Origin of the sequence: Longimicrobium sp. (assembly GCA_036387335.1) — a bacterium.
Classification (GTDB): domain Bacteria; phylum Gemmatimonadota; class Gemmatimonadetes; order Longimicrobiales; family Longimicrobiaceae; genus Longimicrobium.
The window spans coordinates 20,200-39,338 of record DASVTZ010000105.1 but is presented as its reverse complement, the minus strand read 5'-3'; the positions used below and the strand labels follow the sequence as shown (position 1 = coordinate 39,338).

Here is a 19,139-nt window from a genome sequence, read left to right as displayed (position 1 = left end):
TGGCTCACACAGAGACACAGAGACACAGAGAGAACAGATCAAGGCTTCCTCTGTGGCTTGTAGTTCCCTCTGTGTTCTCTGTGTGAGGCTTTTTGCTGTTGTTTCAGGCCTCCCGCAGCGCCTCCATGGGCTGGATGCGCAGGCCGCGCCGCGCGGGCCCCAGCACCGCCAGCAGCCCCACGCCCAGCATGATGGCGCAGACGGCAGCCATCAGCGGTGCGGCCCGCCCCATGCTTACGCCCGCGCCGGCGGTGATGCCCCCCGCCAGCACCCCGCCGATCGCCACGCCCACGGCCAGCCTGCGCCCCACCGGCGCAAAGATGCTCGCCACGATGCGCCGCGGCTGTGCCCCCAGCGCGGTGCGGATGCCGATCTCGCGGGTGCGCTGGACCACGGTGAACGACATCAGCGCGTAGATCCCCGCCGCGGAAAGGAGGAGCACGCTCCCCGTGACCAGCGCGAGCGCCCAGGACATGAAGCGCGAGAAGGAGCGGACGGAGGCGTATACCTCCGCCAGCGGGCGCACGCCCAGCTGCAGCTCGGGATCGACCTCCACGCCCAGCCGCTGCACGCGCCTCACGAATCCCGCGGGGATCCCGCCGCGCAGGCGCACCGAGAGGGTAGGGTCGGGGACGTCGCCCGGCAGGGCGGCGTGGTACACGTTGGCCACCCCGTTCGCCGAGGTGATCACGAGCGGCACCGCGGGGAAGTCCTCCACCACGCCGACGATCTCGTACCAGCGGCCCGGCCCATCCGCCTTCCTGTAGCGCAGCCGCTGGCCCACGGCGCCGCGGTTCCCCAGGTGGCGCCGCACAAAGGTGCGGTTGACGACCACGGCGTCCGCATCGCCCTCGGCCAGCGCGCGCCCCTCGGCGATGCGCGCGCCGTACGTACCGAACAGCTCCGGCGTTGTGCGGATGGCGCTCGCGCCCTGCTGCGGCCCGGCGGCACCGTCGATCTCCACGTCCTGGGTGGGCTCGTCCAGGCCGGGGACAAAGGATGCAAGGGCGACGGCGGTGACCCCGGGCTCCGCCGCCAGCCTCGCCATCAGCGCCGTACGCCGCGAGGCGTTGCGCGCCGCCACCCCGGCCGAGTCCAGCCCCGCGGGCGGCTCGCCCAGCTCCACCTGCCCCACCACGAACTCGTCCGGCGCGAACCCGATCTTGGCCGTCTCCATGCGCATGATCTGCCACACGGCGTAGACGGCGGGCGGCAGCACGGCCATGGCGAACGCCACCTGCGCCACGATCAGCCCACTCCAGACGGGCCCCAGGCGCGGACCGGAGCGCAGCTCGCGCAGGTTGGCCTGCATCCCGTCGCCGGTCGCCTTGAGGCCGGGGAGCACGCCCATGATGAAGGCGGCGACCGCCGCCAGCGCCAGCGCGTACGCTACCGTGGCGGGCGACAGGCGCAGGTCTACCCAGAACGGAAGGCCATTCCCCCCTCCCGCCGCGGCGATCCAGCGCCGCGTCATGCGGAGCACCCCGTTCGCCACCACCAGCCCCACCAGCGCGCCCAGCACCGAGTGGGCGAGCGCCTCCATGAAGAGCTGCGCCAGGATGCGGCGTCGGCTGGCGCCCAGCGCGCTGCGGACGGCGATCTCGCCCAGGCGCGACACGGTGCGGGCGTACAGCAGCACGGCCAGATTCACCGCCACCACCACCAGCAGCCCGCCCACCAGCAGTTGCACCGCGCGTAGTGCCAGCCGCATCGTGGGGCTCTGCAGGTCCATTTGGTCGTAGGTGAAGGGGATCGCCGTGAGCCGGAGCCGGTCGTACATCCCGGGGTGCGCCGCCGCCGTGCGCCGCCCGACCGTCGCCAGCTCGGCCCGTGCTTCGGCGAGGGATGCGCCGGGCGCCAGCCGCCCGAACACGTACAGCCACGGCCCCTCCAGCCGGGCGTGCGCCAGCGGGCTCTCGCGCAGCGGCACCCAGTACTGGTGGTCGTAGGGGAAGCGGAACCCCTCCGGCATCACCCCCGCCACAACGTGCGGCGTGGAGCCGAGCCGCACGGTGCGCCCCACGATGCGCGGGTCGGCGGCGAAGCGGGTGCGCCACGCCTCGTGGCCGATCACCACCACCGCGGGCGCGCCGGGGCGCTCGTCCTCCGGCACCAGGTAGCGCCCCAGCAGCGGCGGCGTGCGGGCTACGCGGAACCCCGACGCGGTCATCTCAGCCACCGCCACGGGGAGCGGGTCGCCCGCCACGGACATCAGGTTGTGCTCCACGGTGCGGAACGCGGCCAGCTCCCGCACGGTGCGCAGCCCGCCGCGCCACTCCGCGAAGTCGTGCAGCACCTGCCGCTCGGCGCTCTCCGTGCTGTCCGAGAACCAGTGGACCGCGACCACCCGATCGCCCTCGTCCAACGGAAGGGTGCCGCGCAGAACCTGCGAAAGGGCCTCGAAGGTCACCGAACCCACCGCGATCGCCGTCGCCATGGCGAAGCCGCCGATGAGCGCCAGACCGCGGTGCCGCACCAGCAGCCGCAGCCCGAGCCGCGCGTCGAGCGACAGGGTGCCCATCCAGGCAAAGGTGCGCCCGTCGCGCATCGCCTCCTTGTGCCCCTCCACCCCGCCGAACGCCACCCGCGCCCTGCGCCGTGCCTCCGCGGGGCTCACCCCCTCGCGGATGAGCTTCTCGGTCTCCATCTCCAGGTGGAAGCGCATCTCGTCCTCCATGCGCTCCTCGGCCTCGCTGCGGCGGAGCAGCCGCAGCCGGGCGATGATCGATTTCATATTGGGATATGATTGCGGAAGGGATAGTGCTAAGTGCCAAGTGCTCAGTAACCGCGGTTCAGAACTAGGCACCAGGCACTAGGCACTTTCGAGCACGAGATCGAGGGCCGCGGCGAAGCGCTTCCAGCTCTCCAGCTCGGTGCCGAGGGCGCGGCGGCCTGCGGGGGTGATCTCATAGTAGCGGGCGCGGCGGTTGTTCTCGCTGGTTCCCCAGCCGCTTGCGATCACCCCTTCCTTCTCCAGCCGCTGGAGCGCGGGGTAGAGCGAGCCCTGGTTCACCTCCAGCACCCCGCGCGAGATCTGCTGCACGCGCTGGCTGATTCCCCAGCCGTGCATCGGCTCCAGCGAGAGCGTCTTGAGGATCAGGAGGTCGAGCGAGCCACGTAGCGCGTCGGTCTGGCTTCGAGGGGCCATGCGGGAGTTCCCGGAGGAGAGTACCTGTAGTTGTCGATAGGAAGAGTGCGCGCCTCTCCTGTCGTTGTCAATAGGAACGGCAGAAAAGCTCACACGGAGTACACAGAAGGAGCCGAAAGCCACAGAGAAAACCTTTTGCGGTTCTCTCTGTGGCTCTGTGGCTCTGTGTGAGCCAAGCAGGTGCAGTTCTCTCCGCGCCTCCGCGTGAGACCCGCCGTTCGATCGGATCGAGACCCAGCACCGGGTCCGCACGGACGGTGCTCAGCCTTCAGGGGTTTACTGCCCTACCTGAGTTGCTCCGCCACGCAGATTGCGGCTGCCTTCACCGCGGCGGGCTCGCGCTGATCGTTCTGCAGTTTGCTTGCAATTGAGAGCACCTGGGCCCGAGCATCGCTCGGCATCGGAGCACCATGGTAAGGCGGCTCGCCGATACGTCGTGCGAAATGGCACCCCCCCTGTGCTCGAGAGCGTCGATCCGTGGGAGCGGTCATCTCCTCGACGTTCGGTGCTAGATCAGGGCGCCCCACGATCAGGAGAGCCCGGAGCGCGTACAGGCGCGAGGGCGTGCTGGCGGAGCGGTCGCGGGCGATCGCCAGCGAGGCAGAGAAGAGTTGCGCGTCCCGCAACCAACCGGTAGCGCGCCAGATACGCTCGAGCTCGCGCTGATCGGTGGAGTGCCTGAGCCGCGTGACTGCGCCCGCAATCGACCGCCCCCACACGGCTTCACCGCACCGGGAAATTCGTGTGAGCGCGCCGCGCGTCTCGATCGCCGGCCCCCCCTGTATCAGTACTCGCTCGTCATGCGCGCACGCTCCACTCGCGGGCATTTGCGCATCCGCACTGAACGCGCCGCGCCGTGACCTCGGTCGTGAGAGCACCCCAAAGACGCAACTCGAAAACCGTCTCCCAAAGAACGCGGAGGGCACTGCAAGGCAACAGAGGACGCCCTTTGCCGTTCTTGCTGTTTCCTCTGTGTCTCTTTTCTGTGTGAGGTTGTCTGTTGATCAGACCGCGACCCAGCACCGGCTGCGCGCGGACTCCAGCGCGGCGTCGATCACGCGCTGCGCACGCCACCCATCCTCGAAGTCCGGCGCCACGGCCCGCCCCTCGATGATCGCGTCGATCCACGCCCGCGGCCCAGCGCTGCCGCTCGTGAACACCTTCAACTGCTGGTCGAGCGGCGCGCCGCCGAAGAGTCGCTCCGGGACCGGAAGAAGCCGCCAGCCCTCGTCCGCCGTGATCAGCCGGATCTCGGAGCCGGAGCGCGACAGGCGTCCTTCCAGGGTGCCCTCGCTGCCGAAGATGGTGAACTCCTGGCCGGGCATCGCGTCGTCCACGTGCGCGATGCTGCTCAGGTGCACCGTGCCGTGTGCGCCCGATTCCAGCCGCAGCGAGACCGCCGCCGAATCGTTCGCCACCGCGCGCCCCGCCGTGTGCACCGTGCCGAAGCTGTGCAGGTCCGCGCTGACCTCGGCGACCGGCCCCAGCCACCAGTGGACCAGGTCGAAGAGGTGCGAGCCCAGGTCCGCGAGCACCCCGTCTGACCGCGCCGGATCCGAGCGCCAGCGCAGGTCCTCGCGCACGCCCAGCCCGTGCACGAAGCGAAAGGTGAAGCCGCGCGGCTCGCCGATGCGCCCGGCCGCCACCAGCTCGCCCAGAAAGCGGTGCGCGGGGAGCCAGCGAAAGGTGAAGAGCGTCATGTGCACCACGCCGGCATCGCGGGCGCGCGTCCACATCTCGTGCGCGTGCGCGGCGCTGCGGGCCAGCGGCTTCTCGCAGAGCACGTGCAGCCCCGCGTCGATCGCCGCGAGCGCCATCTCGTGGTGCTCGTCATCCGGCGCCGCGACGATCACGGCGTCGAGCCCTCCATCCGCGAGCATCGCGCGGAAATCCGTATAGCACCGCGCCACGCCGAAGCGCTCCGCCACCTCCCGCGTCCGCTCCGCCCTTCGCCCGCAGAGTGCGACCACCCGCGCGCGCGGCTCGCTGGCCACCGACGACAGGTACATCCGCTCGGACCAGCCGCTGGTCCCGATCAGCCCCACCCGGATCGGCTCCGTCATCCTCTCTCCATGATCATTGAGGTGCGCGCTCCACCGCGGCTCCGCGCCCGCGCGGCGAGGCCCAGCAGCGCCAGCACGACGACGATGGCGACGAACGCCAGCCACCCGTCGGTGAGCTTGCGCGTGCCCCAGAACCAAATGTTGGCGCCGGGGGCGGACTTGGTGACCAAGCCGTAGTACTTCAGCCAGAAGATCCACCCCGCGTGGACGCCGATGGATGCGGAGAGCTCGCCCGTCCACTGGTACGCCAGGCCCAGGATGACGCCCGCGAGCGCCAGGCTCAGGAACCCGGGCACGAGCGTCCGCAGCTCCGTCATCCCCGCGAGCATGGTCGGCAACACGCGCAGCCCCGAGACCCAGTCCACCGTGGGCGGGTTCGCGGGCCGGGCCATGAAGTGGACGATGCCGTACAGCACGCTGCTGGCCGCGAGCGCCGGCTTCCACCCCACCGCGCGCTTCAACCCGCCAAAGAAGGCGCCGCGAAAGAGCAGCTCCTCGACCACCGCCACCACCAGCGCCGTCGCCAGCGCGCCGAGGAACTGTGCGGCCAGGTCGCCCGGCGTGCGCGCGCGCGGCAGCCGCCCGCCCGCAACCAGCGCCACCACGCAGACGATGGCGAGCGACGCGAACCCCAGCCCGAAACCCGCCGCGAACCTACGCCACCGCACCAGCCCCGGCGCCACCCCCACGTCCGCCCAGCGCCGTATCCCCGCGGCGCGGATGAAGAACGGCAGCCCGACGAGCGCCGTGATCAGCAGCGCGCGGTTGACGTAGCGGGCGAAGGGCATGCGCGCCAGCTTCGCCAGCGTCCCCTGCTCGCCGGCCAGCGCATGCACCGCGTGGTATAGCCATGGCGCCAGCAGCGCGCCCCCGACGAACACCGCCAGCAGGTACAGCAGCAGGGCGCGCAGGGGCCGCCCGCGCGGGGCATCGGCTTGGGCCGGCATGGGGAGGGCGTGTGGGGCGTCGGCGGGAACGGACGCGCGGAATCTACGAGGCACCGCGCCCGCGCGACACCCGAGGGCGACCCGCCGCAAAGAACAGCAAGATCGGTGGAGCGCTGCGCCGGCCAGCCGCCTACATTCGCCGCAACACCACGGAGGAACGCGATGACGACAGCGGCGCTGGAAAGCTACCGGGCGCGAATGCGGCGGGTGCTGGACCACATCGATGAGAACCTCGACAGCGACCTGGGGCTGGCGGCACTCGCGCGCGTCGCGTCGTTCTCGAAGTACCACTTCCACCGGCAGTTCGCGGTGACGTTCGGCATCACCGTGCACCGTTACGTCCAGCTCGCGCGGATGAAGAGGGCATCGTACCGGCTGGCGTTCAGGGACGACGCCAGCGTCACCGAGATCGCGCTGGACGCCGGCTACGAGGCGTCGGACGCGTTCACCCGGGCCTTTCGCGGCCTAATCGGGCAGGCGCCCTCCGCCTTCCGCGGCTCTCCCGACTGGGAGCGCTGGACCGAGGCCCTCGAACCCCTCTCCCAAGCAAGGAGCAAGCTGATGACGAACTTTTCCGCCGCCGACGTGCACATCCGCGAGGTCCCCGAGACTCCCGTCGCGGTGATGCGGCACGTGGGCGACCCCGCGCGCATCGGCGAGACGATCCAGCGGTTCATCTCGTGGCGCCGGGCGGCCGGCGTGCCACCGAAGGTGAGCGCGACGTTCAACGTCTTCCACGACGATCCGCGCACCACGCCCCCGGCCGAGTACCGCCTGGACCTCTGCGCCGCGACCGCCGGCCCGATCACAGCGAACGACGACGGTGTCGAGGCGGGCACGATCCCCGGCGGGCGCTGCGCGGTCCTCCGCGTCGTGGGCTCGGCAGACGATCTGGAGCCGGCCGCGCTCTTCCTCTACCGCGACTGGCTCCCCGCCAGCGGCGAGGAGGCGCGCGACTTCCCGCTCTTCTGCCAGCGCGTCACGTTCTTCCCCGACGTCCCCGAGCACGCGGCCAGCACGGATCTGTTCCTGCCGCTGAAGTGATCCTGAGCGCCCGCGGATCGCGCGCCCGCGACGTCGACCCCACACGCAATGTGCGAAGCATCAGCTCACCGGGCCACGTGCTATCGATCCGGGTCAGGGGTCTCGCCCAGCAGACGACGCAAACGCGCCACGACGGTCCTCACCACCGCGGCGGGTTCGCCTATGGAACGGTGGCCGAGAATCAGTTGTTCGGCCACTTCGGAAAGCAGGGGCGCGTTCCCCAAAGACTCCGTCAGGTAGCCGCGCCAGCGCGCGTAATCATCCGGGTACCTGGACGCCATCTCACCCATCCCTTCCACGGCGGCTCGGCCCAGCGCCGGATTCCTGACGATCTCGACGAGGTACACGAGATCCTTGGCCTGTTTCGGCAGCCTCGTGCGAGTGCGGGACGAGAGCCCTTTCGCGAGCAGGTACGCCGAAAGCGTGGGAACACGGATGCGTACCGGCGGATCCAGCATCTCGTGGATCTCGGCACCGACCTCCATCCAGCGGGCGTTGTCGAGAAGCACGTGCTGGCCCGGATAGCCCTGCACCTTGAGGTTCGCCTGCCCCTCGATGACGATTTCGTCCTTGGGGTTCGCCGATTCGGTCAGGATGTCCAGCTCGATCACGCTCTGGCCTGGGCCAGGCTGAAAGATCTCCACCATTCCGTTTCCGCCGAGCACCTCCTGGATCTCGTAGCCCGCGTTGAAAACCAGGTCCAGCAGCGCGGGCCGGCCCGCCGCCAGGAGGCGATGCGGAATCGTGAGGTCAATGTCTTCCGTGCGGATGGCCTGCTCGCCGGCATTCACCTCGGCCAGGTAAAGCGCGTGGACCCACCCGCCGATGAACACGACCTCGGCGGCGTAGGGCTGCAGCGCCCTCACCGTGCGCGCGAACACCTCGGAGCCGGTGGGCACGAGCGTTACTCCAGCGTACGCGTCAGTTCCTGGATCTGGCGCGCATCCAGGCCAAGCTGTTGCCGCAGCGGTCCCAACGCGAGCATCCGGGCCGCCTCGGCGCCGCGCAGGGGGAAGCCGGCGAGGTCGAGGAAGAGCTGGACGGACGAGACCACCGGCATCCCGTCCACCTCGCGCGCGCCCTGGAAGACGGCGTCGCCATAGTAGGGCGTCATCACGTGGAGGTTGCCTCCTGTGTGGACCCGCTCCCCGTACAGCGCGCGCTGTACGACGTCGCGTGCGTGCGCGGCCTGCTCATCCGGCACGTACAGGTGCATTTGCGCGTGCTGCACGTGCGGGGCGATCCGGTCCGCTCCGGCGAGCATGGTCAGCGCGAAGCGGACTCCCGCCGCGTCCATCGCGCTCCTGAGCTCGAGGCTAAGTTCCTGGTGTTCGAACGGGACGACAAAGGAGCTCAACCGGTTCTTCGACCAGTGGTAGGCGCCGAGCCAGTCGCGGAGTGCCGCGATCCCGTTCCCGAGTAGAATCCTCCCCTCCTCATCGCGCGCGTATCCCCGCCGCACAAGCTCGCGCGCGACGTCCGAGGCGTGGCCGATGGAGAGCCTCGTCTCCGCGGCGATCTCGCGGATTCCCCAGGCACGCGCGGGCTCCTCCAGGAGCGCGCGCAGCACCAGCGATGCCTTTTTCGAGAACGGGTTGAGGGGGCGCGCTTCCCATTGACGCCGCGGCGGCGGCTCTCGATCCGCATCCAGCCAGACGTACCACCCGGGCTCGCGGATGAAGACGTTGCCGCTCAGGTCGGCGTGGTTGATCATGCGCTCCCGCAGTTCCGCTCGAACGCGGACCGAAAGCACGGGTGCAGCGAGAAGGCGGGCTCGCCGGTTCCGACGCTTGGCTCCGTTGCTGAGGGCGTCGAGTTGGGCACTGCTGATGCTCCCGTGGACCTCCAGGCACAGCTCGCGCGGCTTCCCGCCTACGTCCAGGCGGAGCAGGCCGTCACATCTCACGTCTTCCGCTGACCAAACCGGCAAGTCGAGGCGCTCCCGCAGAAGGGCCTCGATCTGGCTGGCCAGCGCGCTCTCGCCCGTACTCATGTTCGGTTATTGCGGAGTGTTCGTAATTTTCCGAACACTAGCATCATGCCGATCATCGTACAAGCCTACAGCCAAACCCGCGTCCGTTCGCTCATCGCGGGGTGCGCGCCTCCGGCACCAGGTCGGCGGCGATGCGGCGGAGAACGCCGGCCAGCTCCTCGTGCCGCTCCGGCTCCCAGTCCGAGATCAGCTCGGAGAGGTGCGCGCGGCGCGCGGCGACCAGGCGGTTGACCGCTTCGCACCCCTCGTCCGTCACCGGATTCCCGTTCTCCGACCGCTCCACCAGGCCGCGGCCCGCCAGCTCGTCCAGCGCGGCGGCCATGCGCTCCGGCGGGATCTGGCGGGTGCGGCCCAGCTCCACGGGGTCGAGGGCGGCGTCTTCTTCCAGGCGGATCAGGAGCCACGCCGCGGCCGGGCTCAGCGACAGCCCCGCGCGGTCGATCACAGCCTGGATGTAGCTGCGCTGCACGTCGCGGTCGGCGAGCACCGCCAGGCCCCGCAAGAGGTGCTGCGCGGATTCGGGGTCGGCGGGCATGGCGAACGCCTCGCCGGCTTCCTGGCCGGGCTCCGCGGCGGCGGCGGCCACGGTGGCACGCAGCGGCCGCTCCGGAAGGAACCAGGTGAGGAGGAAGCCCACCGCCGCGATGGCCGTCGCCACCAGGAAGACGGTGCCGAGCGAGGCGGTGAACGCCTCCGCGTAGGCCGCGCGCAGCGCCGGGGGGAGGGTCGCCAGCGACTGGGGGCTGAGGCCGGCACCGCCGCCGGGCGCATCGGGAACCAATCGCGCCACGTTGGCGGCCAGCCGCTGCGCGAAGATCGCCCCCAGCATCGCCGTGCCCAGCGAGCCGCCGATCAGGCGGAAGAGCGTCGCACCCGAGGTCGCCACCCCCAGGTCGCGGTAGTCCACCGCGTTCTGCACCGTGATCACCAGCACCTGCATCACCATCCCGAGCCCCAGCCCCAGCAGCAGCATGATCCCCAACGCGCCGGCCAGGCTGGTGTGCGTGCTCATGCGGGAGAGGAGAAAGAGCCCCAGCGTCATCACCCCCGTCCCCATCACGGGGAAGATCTTGTAGCGCCCCGTGCGGCTGATCACCTGGCCCGAGACGATGGACGTCACCAGCATCCCGCCCATCATGGGGAGCATCTGCAGCCCCGACCCGGTGGGCGTGGACCCCTTCACCACCTGCAGGAAGAGCGGGATGTAGGTGACCGATCCAAAGAGCGCGAAGCCCACGATCAGCCCCACCGCGCTGGTGGTGGAGAAGGCGCGGTTGCGGAACAGGGGGAGGGGGAGCACGGGCTCCGCGGCGCGCCGCTCGGCCAGCAGAAAGAGCACCAGCGCCACCAGGGCCACGGCGCCCAGCGCGAGCATCGTGGGCGACCCCCACGCGTACGCCGAGCCGCCGAGGTCCGTGTACAGGACGATGGAGCTGAGCACCACCGCCAGCAGCCCGGCACCCGCGTAGTCGATCGAGCGGCTCACCCGCGCGCCGCGCGCGGGCAGCGTGGCGGCGAGCACCGCGATGGCGGCCACGCCCAGCGGCAGGTTGATGTAAAAGATCCAGCGCCACGACAGGTGGGTGGTGAAGAAGCCGCCCAGCAGCGGCCCCGCCACGCTGCTCACCCCGAACACGGCGCCGAAGATCCCCTGGTAGCGCCCCCGCTCGCGCGGAGGGATGATGTCGCCCACCACGGCCTGGGTGGTCACCATCAGCCCGCCGCCGCCCAGCCCCTGGATGAAGCGGAAGAGGATCAACTGCTCCATCGACCGGCTCATCCCGCACAGCACGGAGCCGGCGAGGAAGATGACGATCCCCGCCTGCAGCACGGGCTTGCGGCCGTACAGGTCGCCCAGCTTGCCGTACAGCGGGGTGACGATGGTCTGCGCCAGCAGGTAGGCCGTCACCACCCAGGCCAGCCGCTCCAGCCCTCCCAGCTCGCCGACGATGGTGGGGAGGGCGGTGGCCACGATGGTGGAGTCGAGCGCGGCCAGCAGCATGGCCAGCAGCAGCCCGCTGAAGATCACCCAGATCTGCCGCTGCGTGACGGGGGCCGGCCCTTCGGCGTGAGTCTCCAACGTTTCGCTCCGTTCTCGCGGTGAGCGCGCCCGCCGGAGCAAGATCGGTGCTGCGGCGGTCGCACCCCGGCGCGCTACCGCGTGCGCTCCTTGAGCTCGCGGCGGGCGACGTCCAGCCACTTCTTCTCCTCGCGGCGGTAGTGGCCGCTGGAGACGCGGGCGTGGCGCAGCATCTCCTCGAAGACGGCGTACGCCTCGTCCACGCGGCCGACGCGCTTCAGCAGGAGGGCGTAGCGGCAGCGGGCCTCCTCGCCGGCGGCGCCGCGGGAAAGGACGGCGTACGCGCGCAGGGCGCCCTCCACGTCGCCTGCGTCCTCGGCGATGCGGGCGTCCAGGAGCTGGATGGAGGCGGTGAGCATGGTGCCCGTCCGCTTGAGGCGCTCCATGGCGTCGCGCGCCTCGTCCATCTGCCCCGCCGCGTGGCAGGCGCGCGCCAGGGCGCCCAGTACGCGCGGGTCGTCTTCGTGGATCCCGCTCAGGCAGGTGCGCACCAGGGCCACCGCGTCGCCGGCGCGGCCGGCTTCCAGGTAGGCCTCGGCCAGGGCGAGGCGGTTGTTGACGGTGTTGCTGAGCGCCACCTCGTCTTCCAGGCGCTTCACCTCGGCCGCGGGGTTCAGGCGCCGGGCCAGCCGCTTGCCCGCCGAGCGCAGGCCGCCCGTGCGCACGTCCGGAAGGTACTCCGCGAAGAAGTACACCAGGACGCCCACCCCGGGAAAGAAGAAGAGGATGAAGAGCCACCACGTCTTCCCCTGGCGGACGGCGTGCACGGCGAAGAACACCTGCACCGCCAGCATGGCGAGGGCCCAATACCAGGGAAGCCAGCCGAGAAAGCTCATGCGCGGGTCGAGGGGACGGGGAGCGCGCGGATGTCCGACGACGAATTTCGGCGCGCCGCGCCGCTCGTGCAACCCGCGCGGTCTTGCAGCGGCACGGCCGGAGCGGTAGGGTGCAGCGATCCCCCATCGCAAACCACCCAGGAGGTCGCATGCTTCGCCCCCGTATGGCCGCGGCGCTGGTGCTCTGGACCGCCGCGCTGGCCGCCCCCGCCGCCGCGCAGGCCCCGCGCACCGTGCCCGGCACCTTCTCCGTCGAGAAGTACCTGGACTACGAGACCGTCAGCGACCCGCAGATCTCGCCGGACGGCAGGCGCATCGTGTACACCCGCCGCTGGGTGGACCGCATGGCCGACCGCTGGGAGAGCGCCCTCTGGATCGTGGAGGCGGACGGGTCGCGCAACCGCTTCCTCACCAAGGGCTCCAGCCCCGTCTGGTCGCCGGACGGCACCCGCATCGCCTACGTGGCGGAAGGGGAGCCGAAGGGGCCGCAGCTGTGGGTGCGCTACCTGGACGTGGAGGGCGCCGGCACGCAGGTGACGCGCGGTACCGAGGCGCCGGGGAACGTGCGCTGGTCGCCGGACGGGCGCACGCTGGGCTTCACGCAGTTCGTGGCCAAGCCCGGCGACTGGAAGATCGGCATGCCCTCCGCCCCCACCGGCGCCACCTGGACGCGCGCGCCGCGGGTGGTGGAGCGCCTGCACTACCGCGCGGACCGGCGCGGCCTCACCGAGCCGGGCTTCGTGCACCTCTTCGTCGTCCCGGCGGAGGGCGGCACGCCGCGCGCCGTCACCTCGGGCGACTGGAGCGTGGGCTTCCGTTTCGACCAGATCCCCGGCGAGGTGAGCTGGTCGTGGATGCCGGACGGGCGCACCGTCATCGTGGAAGGCCTCAACGAGCCCGACGCGGACCTGAGCTACCGCGACGCCAACCTGTACGCCGTGGACGTGGCCGGCGGCACCATCCGCCGTCTGACCCCGGAGCGCGGCACCTGGACGCAGCCGGTGGTGTCGCCGGACGGACGGACGATCGCCTTCTCCGGCCACGCGTACAACCGCCAGAGCTACCGCGCCCAGGACCTGTACGTGATGAACGCGGACGGCAGCGGGATGCGGCGCCTGGCCGACGGGTTGGACCGCGACCCGAACGGGATCACCTGGGCTCCGGACGGGAGCGGGGTCTACTTCACCACCGCCGACCGCGGCACGCGCAACGTCCACTTCGCCTCCGCGCGCGGCGGTGCGGCGCGCCAGCTCACGCGCGGCACGCACGTGCTGGGGCTCGCCTCCATCTCGCGCGGCGGCATCGGCGCGGCGGTGCGCACCGCTCCCCAATCCCCGCCGGACGTGGTGCGCGTGGACCTGCGGCGCGGCGGCGAGCCGGTGCAGCTCACCCGCGTCAACGAGGACCTGCTGGCCGGCATGCGCCTCGGCGCGGTGGAGGAAGTGTGGTACACCTCCACCGGCGGCGCGCGCGTGCAGGGGTGGATCGTGAAGCCGCCCGACTTCACCCCGACGAAGAAGTATCCGCTGATCATGGAGATCCACGGCGGGCCGCACGCCATGTACGACGTCGGCTTCAGCCCCATGTATCAGAACTTCGCGGCGAACGGCTACGTGGTTCTGTACACGAATCCGCGGGGGAGCACGGGCTACGGCAGCTCCTTCGGCAACGCCATCGAGCGCGCGTATCCCAGCGTGGACTACGAGGACCTGATGGTGGGCGTGGACACCGTCCTGGCCCGCGGCTACGTGGACGCGGAGCGGATGTTCGTGGGCGGGTGCAGCGGCGGCGGGGTGCTCTCCAGCTGGACGGTGGGGCACACCGACCGCTTCTCCGCGGCGGCCGTGCGCTGCCCCGTCATCAACTGGATGAGCTTCGCGGGCGCCACCGACGTGCCGCTCTTCACGGCCAACTTCTTCGACAAGCCGTTCTGGGAAGACCCGCAGCCGTGGCTCAAGCAGTCGCCGCTGATGTACGTGGGCAACGTGAAGACGCCGGTGCTGCTGATGACGGGCGAGCTGGACCTGCGCACGCCCATGTCGCAGAGCGAGGAGTACTACGCCGCGCTCAAGACCCGCGGCGTGCCGACGGCGCTGCTGCGCTTCGAGGGCGAGTTCCACGGCACCAGCTCGCGGCCGTCCAATTGGATGCGCACGCAGCTGTACATGATGAGCTGGTACGAGCGGTGGGCCGGCAAGCGCGGGCAGGCGATGCCGCGCACGGCGGGCACGCGATAACAGCGGGTCTCACGCGGAGGCGCGGAGACGCAGAGAGAACAACAGAAGAACAGCCTCACACAGAGGGCACAGAGGGAACAGAAAGCCACAGAGAAAACCTTTGGCGGTTCTCTCTGTGGCTCTGTGTCTCGGTGTGAGGCTTGTTGTTGTTGAATCAGCCGCGCGCCCGGCGTGCCTTGTCGCGCAGCATGAAGAGGTACATCGATTCCACCTTTTCGCGCGCCCACGGCGTCTTGCGCAGGAACTTTAGGCTGGAGCCCACGCTGGGATCGTCGGTGAAGCAGCGGATGCGGATGCGCTCCCCCATCGCCGCCCATCCGAAGTGCTCCACCAGTTCGTTCAGCATGCGCTCCAGCGTGACGCCGTGGAGCGGGTTCTTGGCCTGCGGCTGCGGGTCGGTCATGGCGTTGTCTCGGCCAGACGGGCGGCGAGCTGGTCCAGCACCATGGGCCAGGCCTGCGCGTGGGCGTCGCGTGAGGGCTCGTCGGGAAAGCCGGCGTGGGTCAGGCGCAGCCGGGCTCCGGCGCCCTCGGGCGCGAGACCGATCGTCAGCACCGTCTCGACGCCGCGCGTTCCCCCCGTGCCGGTGACCCAGGTCAGCTCCACGAGCCGGTCGCGCTCCAGGCGCAGGAAGCGGCCGTAGTGCGGGTAGACCTTGCCGCCGGCGTGCACCTCGAAGACGAACGGCTCGCCCTCCTCCGCCCGCATCCTCGCCGTCCCCGGCGCGGCGAACCAGGCGTCGAAGCGATCGGTGAACGCGCGGTAGAGCGCGGCGGGTGGCGCATCGAAGGCGCGCTCGGTTTCGAGCCGAAAGGTGTGCTCGGTTTGCGGAGGCGCGTGCACGCCGCGCGGATCGACGAGCTGCATGACCTCGACGCGATTGTCGAACGGGTCGTGCACGTAGAAGCGCCGCATCCCGGGATACCGCTCGTCCCACCGCGCCGGATGGCCCGCCGCATCGCATCGCGCCGCCACCGCGTCCACGTCGTCCACGCGCAGCGCGGGATGCGCCTTCCGCGCCGGCTCGAAATCCGCCTCCACCCCCAGGTGCAGCTCCACGCCGCCGGATCGGAACCACGCGCCGCCGTTCGCCATCATCGGCTCGGGCTTGGGCACCTCCTCCAGCCCCAGCACGCCGCCGTAGAAGGCGCGCGCCGTGTCCTCCTCCCCCGCCGGCATCGCGATCTGCACGTGGTCCAGCGTCAGGTACGCCACACTCCTCCTCACGGTTTTTCTCTCTTCGCGTCTCCGCGCCTCCGCGTGAGACCCTGCTGTTCAGACCACGGGCATTCCAAGATGCGTGCGCAGGTCCCACAGGTCTGGAAAGAAGCGCCGCTCGACCGTCGTGCGCAGATACGCCGCGCCGGAGCTGCCGCCGGTGCCGGGCTTCCAACCGATCACGCGCTCCACCATCTGCACGTGGCGGAGTCGCCAGAGCGTGAACATCTCGTCGTACTCCACCAGCGCCTCGCAGAGCAGGAAGAGGTCGAAGTGGCTCTGCTGGTCGCAGTAGATGGTGGAGAGCTGCGTGACGCGCCGGTCGCGCGCCTCCTGCCGCGCCTGCTCCGGAGCGTCGTCCCCCGGCTCCGGGATGTCGAACCCGCGCCGGCGGCACACCTCGTAGAAGGCGTCGCGCACGCTCGGGTTGTCCAGCCGCGCCTGGAGCCGCTCGCGCTCCTCGTCCGTGGGGCGCGCGTGCACGAGCATCCCCGGGTCCTTGCTCCCCGACACGAACTCGATCTCCCGGAACTGGGCGGACTGGAAGCCGCTCGCCGGCATGATGTGGTCGCGGAACGTCAGGAAGTCGGTGGGGCTCATCGTCTCCAGCACCGTGATCTGGCTGACGAGCACGCGCTGGATCTCGATGCAGCGCCGCAGGAGCCGCGTGGCGCCTAGCACGTCGTCGCGCTGCAGCCGCGCCACCACGCCGTCGATCTCGTGCAGGATCTGCTTGAACCAGAGCTCGTACACCTGGTGGATGACGATGAAGAGGAGCTCGTCGTGCTGCGCGGGGTCGGAGCGCAGCTGCTGCATCCCCAGCATCTCCTGCACGCGGAGGTACGAGCCGTAGCTCAGCTCCTGCTCGTGGTCTTCCCTTCCGAACGACATCGTTGCGTCTCCCTGCGAGGGGCCGTGGCGTGCGCCGGGCGGAGCAGCCGAACACCATCAAAGTCCGCTCCGCGCCGCACTCCCGCAACCGTGGCCGCGGCTAGCGGGCGGTGTCGAGGAGCGGCCGCACGCGCCGGAACGCCCAGAGCGCGAACCAGATCCCCGCAACCATGGAGAAGATCAACAGGGAGACGACGGCATACGCGGGACCGATCACCTCGCTGTGGCCAAGCGCCCACACGAGCCGCGCCACGACGAAAAAGCACCACGCGGATGCAGCCAGGAGGAGGGCATGTGCGGCACGCGGCGAGCGCCGCAGCAGGACCGCGGCGCCCACGGTCGCGGCAAGCAAGGCGAGGTGAGGCAGGTGTGCGCCCAGGTCGCTGAAGCTGCGGGGCACGGGGAGTCCGGAGAGCAGGAAGATCTCCACGAAAGCCGCGATCCCGAGCGTAACGCGGCACGCGCGCAGGTGCCTGCGCAGCCGCGCCTGCGGATCTGTGGCGGGGCGATTCATCACCGCCACCAGACCCCAGTGAAGCGACGCGTATGCGGCGAAGATCGCGGCCAACGCGACCACCATGCCGGTTCGGTTCGGCTCCCGGGTCGCGGCGAGCACGGTCGCGCCGAATGCAGCGAGCACGCAGAAGCCGAGTATGCCCGCCGCCACGCGGAGTGCGGCGCGAAAACGTGAGTGGGGCAGGGGGTCGGCTGGCGGCAAGGCTCTCCTCGTTCCAGGGCGGGTGGTACGCAGAGGTCGCGAGAACAGCAAGGCACAGAGATCCTTTCTTTCCTCCTTTTCGTACCCCTCTGTGTCTCTGTGTGAGGCGTCGTTGCGGGCCTCATCACCCCTCCGGCCACTGTGTGCGAAACCCGAATCCAAGCGCACGGGACGTGCCGGGGGTGCCGCGAACAAAACACTTGTCTAAGGTGAGTCGCACGTTTAGAGTAGTACACTCCGCACCAACACCTCCCCCATCGGTTTCCTCGCATGTCCTCCTACGCCGCCCGCAAAACGGTGCTCATCGTCGACGACAACCCCGACGTGCGCGAGATCTGCTCGCTCGCGCTGGACTATGCCGGCTACCACGTCCTGCGCGCCTGCGACGGCGAGGAAGGGGTGGCGATGGCGCGTGAGGCACTGCCGGACATGGTGGTGATGGACGGCAAGATGCCGCGGCTGGGCGGGTGGGATGCGGCGCGCGTCCTCAAGATGGACCCGCGCACGGCGCCCATCCCCGTGCTCGCCTTCACCGCCAGCGCCGTAACCCCCGCACAGATGCGGCTCCTGCGCGAGGTGACCGACGGCTACATCCCCAAGCCGTGCTACCCGTCCGACTTCCTGGCCGCGGTGCGCCGCTGCATCGGGCCGCCGGTGGTGGACATTTCGATGGCGGGGATGCCCGTGGCGGAGTCGGCGTAACGGCGGGGCTCACGCGGAGACGCGGAGGCGCTGAGAAAAGCGCTCGATCCGCATTTGGGTGGAGGCACGGAGAGATTCTCCGTGCCTCCTTTTTCGCGTGCATCGGGGGAAATGGTCTCACGCAAAGCCGCAAAGGCGCAAAGAAAGGATTTCCGTGTCTTTCCTTCGCGTCTTCGCGCCTTCGCGTGACATTCTTGACCCTTCGAGATTGCACAGAACTTAGTACGACTCGCATCCCCAGCCGTCGCCGTCCCGATCCAGCCGGTGCGGATCGTCGCCGGTCACCTTCACCCTGTGCCCTACGTCGGCGCAGTCCAGGTCGTGGCCGTTCCATGCGGGATAAGCGTAGGGGCTGCTGTCCTCGACTTCTTCTTCCTCCGGCTCCGGTTCCGGTTCGGAGGCGACGCTCGCGTCTGGATCGGGCGCGGGGGTGCTGGTCGGCTGCGGGTCGCTGTCCATCAGCACGAAGGCCGACGTGTCGTGCTCGATGGGCAGCGGTGCAGAGAGGAGGGAGGCCGGCTGAGATACCGGCTCGGGGTCGCACGCCGCCAGCACCATGAGGAGCGGGAGCGCTAGTGCTCCGGCCACGATGGACATCCTGCCTGCGCTCCGGCTGTGTACCTCGTTCATGAATGGCGCCCTGTGCTGATGGAAACTCATTATGCCGGACACTCGCTTCCGACACTATAGTCGGCACGGCGAGCAGAGATTCGTGATGGTAGTCTCGAACGCCTCGTCAGGCGTACGCCTGGATCGCCGCGAGGATGAAGCAGGCCAGGGCGAGCCCCGAACCAACAGCCGGCTTGGAGAACCAGAACAGGAGCGACAGCACCAGGTAGATCGCCGAAACACCTACCGCGCACCCCTGCAGCAGCGGCGACTCCGCGAACGCCGCAGGCACGAAGACGCCGACGTACAGGAAGGCGCCGCCGAACAGCATCAGACCGAGACTGTGGCTGAAGTTGAACCCCATCCACGCTTTCCAAAGGTTGGTCGCGGGATGGATCGCGATGCTCGACCGCTGCATCGCTCGCCGAAGCTCGGGATCTCGCGGCGTGAACGTGCGCGGGTTTCTAAGATCTCTGAGCGTCAGGATGCCGTGCAGCACGCCCAGCAGCAGGAAGATCGATCCTCCGCTGATGACGAGTGCCTGGGCCATCGAGTTCCTCTGCATGGGTCCAACCCGGAAGGTAGCTTCGGTGCTCCGAAGCCGGAAGCACAATACGCGGGGCGACGGTGCGCATGTCGGGCTACTCCTATTG

General features: G+C 69.9%; 17 protein-coding genes. 3 read left to right on the top strand and 14 right to left on the bottom strand.

The features are described 5' to 3' along the window. Nucleotides 1-103: 103 nt before the first annotated feature. The 4 genes from VF647_09220 to VF647_09205 all read right to left on the bottom strand — a co-directional run bounded on the left by VF647_09220 (nt 104) and on the right by VF647_09205 (nt 6,158). Nucleotides 104-2,734, bottom strand: a complete 2,631-nt coding sequence (locus tag VF647_09220) for an ABC transporter permease (protein HEX8452263.1) — start codon at nt 2,732-2,734, stop codon at nt 104-106. Between the two features lie 78 nt (nt 2,735-2,812). Next, on the bottom strand, nt 2,813-3,148 hold the full coding sequence (locus tag VF647_09215) for a PadR family transcriptional regulator (protein HEX8452262.1): 336 nt from the start codon (nt 3,146-3,148) through the stop codon (nt 2,813-2,815). A 1,004-nt stretch (nt 3,149-4,152) separates the two neighbouring features. Next, nucleotides 4,153-5,211 (bottom strand): Gfo/Idh/MocA family oxidoreductase, encoded by a 1,059-nt coding sequence (locus VF647_09210; protein ID HEX8452261.1) that lies wholly within the window; start codon nt 5,209-5,211, stop codon nt 4,153-4,155. Next, a complete protein-coding gene (locus VF647_09205) occupies nt 5,208-6,158 on the bottom strand; it encodes a CPBP family intramembrane glutamic endopeptidase (protein HEX8452260.1) in 951 nt (316 codons plus the stop codon). The genes VF647_09210 and VF647_09205 overlap by 4 nt, the downstream gene beginning before the upstream one ends. A gap of 162 nt (nt 6,159-6,320) precedes the next feature. Here VF647_09205 and VF647_09200 point away from each other — a divergent pair, with 162 nt between their 5' ends. Next, nucleotides 6,321-7,202 (top strand): AraC family transcriptional regulator, encoded by an 882-nt coding sequence (locus tag VF647_09200; GenBank protein ID HEX8452259.1) that lies wholly within the window; start codon nt 6,321-6,323, stop codon nt 7,200-7,202. A gap of 80 nt (nt 7,203-7,282) precedes the next feature. Here the strand turns inward: VF647_09200 and VF647_09195 are convergent, their stop codons facing one another. The 4 genes from VF647_09195 to VF647_09180 form a co-directional block, all read right to left on the bottom strand. Continuing rightward, nucleotides 7,283-8,101, bottom strand: coding sequence for a hypothetical protein (locus tag VF647_09195; protein HEX8452258.1), 819 nt, complete (start codon nt 8,099-8,101; stop codon nt 7,283-7,285). Nucleotides 8,102-8,106: 5 nt separating this feature from the next. Further along, a complete protein-coding gene (locus VF647_09190; protein ID HEX8452257.1) occupies nt 8,107-8,916 on the bottom strand; it encodes a type IV toxin-antitoxin system AbiEi family antitoxin in 810 nt (269 codons plus the stop codon). A 370-nt stretch (nt 8,917-9,286) separates the two neighbouring features. After that, nucleotides 9,287-11,275, bottom strand: a complete 1,989-nt coding sequence (locus VF647_09185) for an MFS transporter (protein ID HEX8452256.1) — start codon at nt 11,273-11,275, stop codon at nt 9,287-9,289. Between the two features lie 74 nt (nt 11,276-11,349). Next, nucleotides 11,350-12,111: a hypothetical protein gene (locus tag VF647_09180; protein HEX8452255.1), complete on the bottom strand. Its 762-nt coding sequence runs from the start codon at nt 12,109-12,111 to the stop codon at nt 11,350-11,352. Nucleotides 12,112-12,260: 149 nt separating this feature from the next. On the opposite strand from VF647_09180, the gene VF647_09175 reads away from it, so the two are divergent. Next, a complete protein-coding gene (locus tag VF647_09175) occupies nt 12,261-14,348 on the top strand; it encodes a S9 family peptidase (GenBank protein ID HEX8452254.1) in 2,088 nt (695 codons plus the stop codon). A gap of 154 nt (nt 14,349-14,502) precedes the next feature. On the opposite strand, the gene VF647_09170 is transcribed toward VF647_09175, so the two are convergent. The 4 genes from VF647_09170 to VF647_09155 form a co-directional block, all read right to left on the bottom strand. Beyond that, nucleotides 14,503-14,751, bottom strand: coding sequence for a VF530 family protein (locus VF647_09170; protein HEX8452253.1), 249 nt, complete (start codon nt 14,749-14,751; stop codon nt 14,503-14,505). After that, on the bottom strand, nt 14,748-15,563 hold the full coding sequence (locus VF647_09165; GenBank protein ID HEX8452252.1) for an SRPBCC domain-containing protein: 816 nt from the start codon (nt 15,561-15,563) through the stop codon (nt 14,748-14,750). The genes VF647_09170 and VF647_09165 overlap by 4 nt, the downstream gene beginning before the upstream one ends. 60 nt (nt 15,564-15,623) lie before the next feature. Further along, nucleotides 15,624-16,457: a tryptophan 2,3-dioxygenase family protein gene (locus tag VF647_09160; GenBank protein HEX8452251.1), complete on the bottom strand. Its 834-nt coding sequence runs from the start codon at nt 16,455-16,457 to the stop codon at nt 15,624-15,626. Nucleotides 16,458-16,557: 100 nt separating this feature from the next. Next, on the bottom strand, nt 16,558-17,175 hold the full coding sequence (locus VF647_09155) for a hypothetical protein (protein HEX8452250.1): 618 nt from the start codon (nt 17,173-17,175) through the stop codon (nt 16,558-16,560). Between the two features lie 270 nt (nt 17,176-17,445). Between VF647_09155 and VF647_09150 the strand changes: the two genes are divergently transcribed. Continuing rightward, the gene (locus VF647_09150; GenBank protein HEX8452249.1) at nt 17,446-17,877 is read left to right on the top strand and encodes a response regulator; all 432 of its coding nucleotides are present in this window, start codon (nt 17,446-17,448) and stop codon (nt 17,875-17,877) included. Nucleotides 17,878-18,096: 219 nt separating this feature from the next. Here the strand turns inward: VF647_09150 and VF647_09145 are convergent, their stop codons facing one another. Both VF647_09145 and VF647_09140 read right to left on the bottom strand, forming a co-directional pair. Then, on the bottom strand, nt 18,097-18,507 hold the full coding sequence (locus VF647_09145; GenBank protein ID HEX8452248.1) for a hypothetical protein: 411 nt from the start codon (nt 18,505-18,507) through the stop codon (nt 18,097-18,099). A 106-nt stretch (nt 18,508-18,613) separates the two neighbouring features. Then, entirely contained in the window at nt 18,614-19,036 is a 423-nt protein-coding gene (locus VF647_09140; GenBank protein HEX8452247.1) for a hypothetical protein, read from the bottom strand. Nucleotides 19,037-19,139 lie beyond the last annotated feature (103 nt).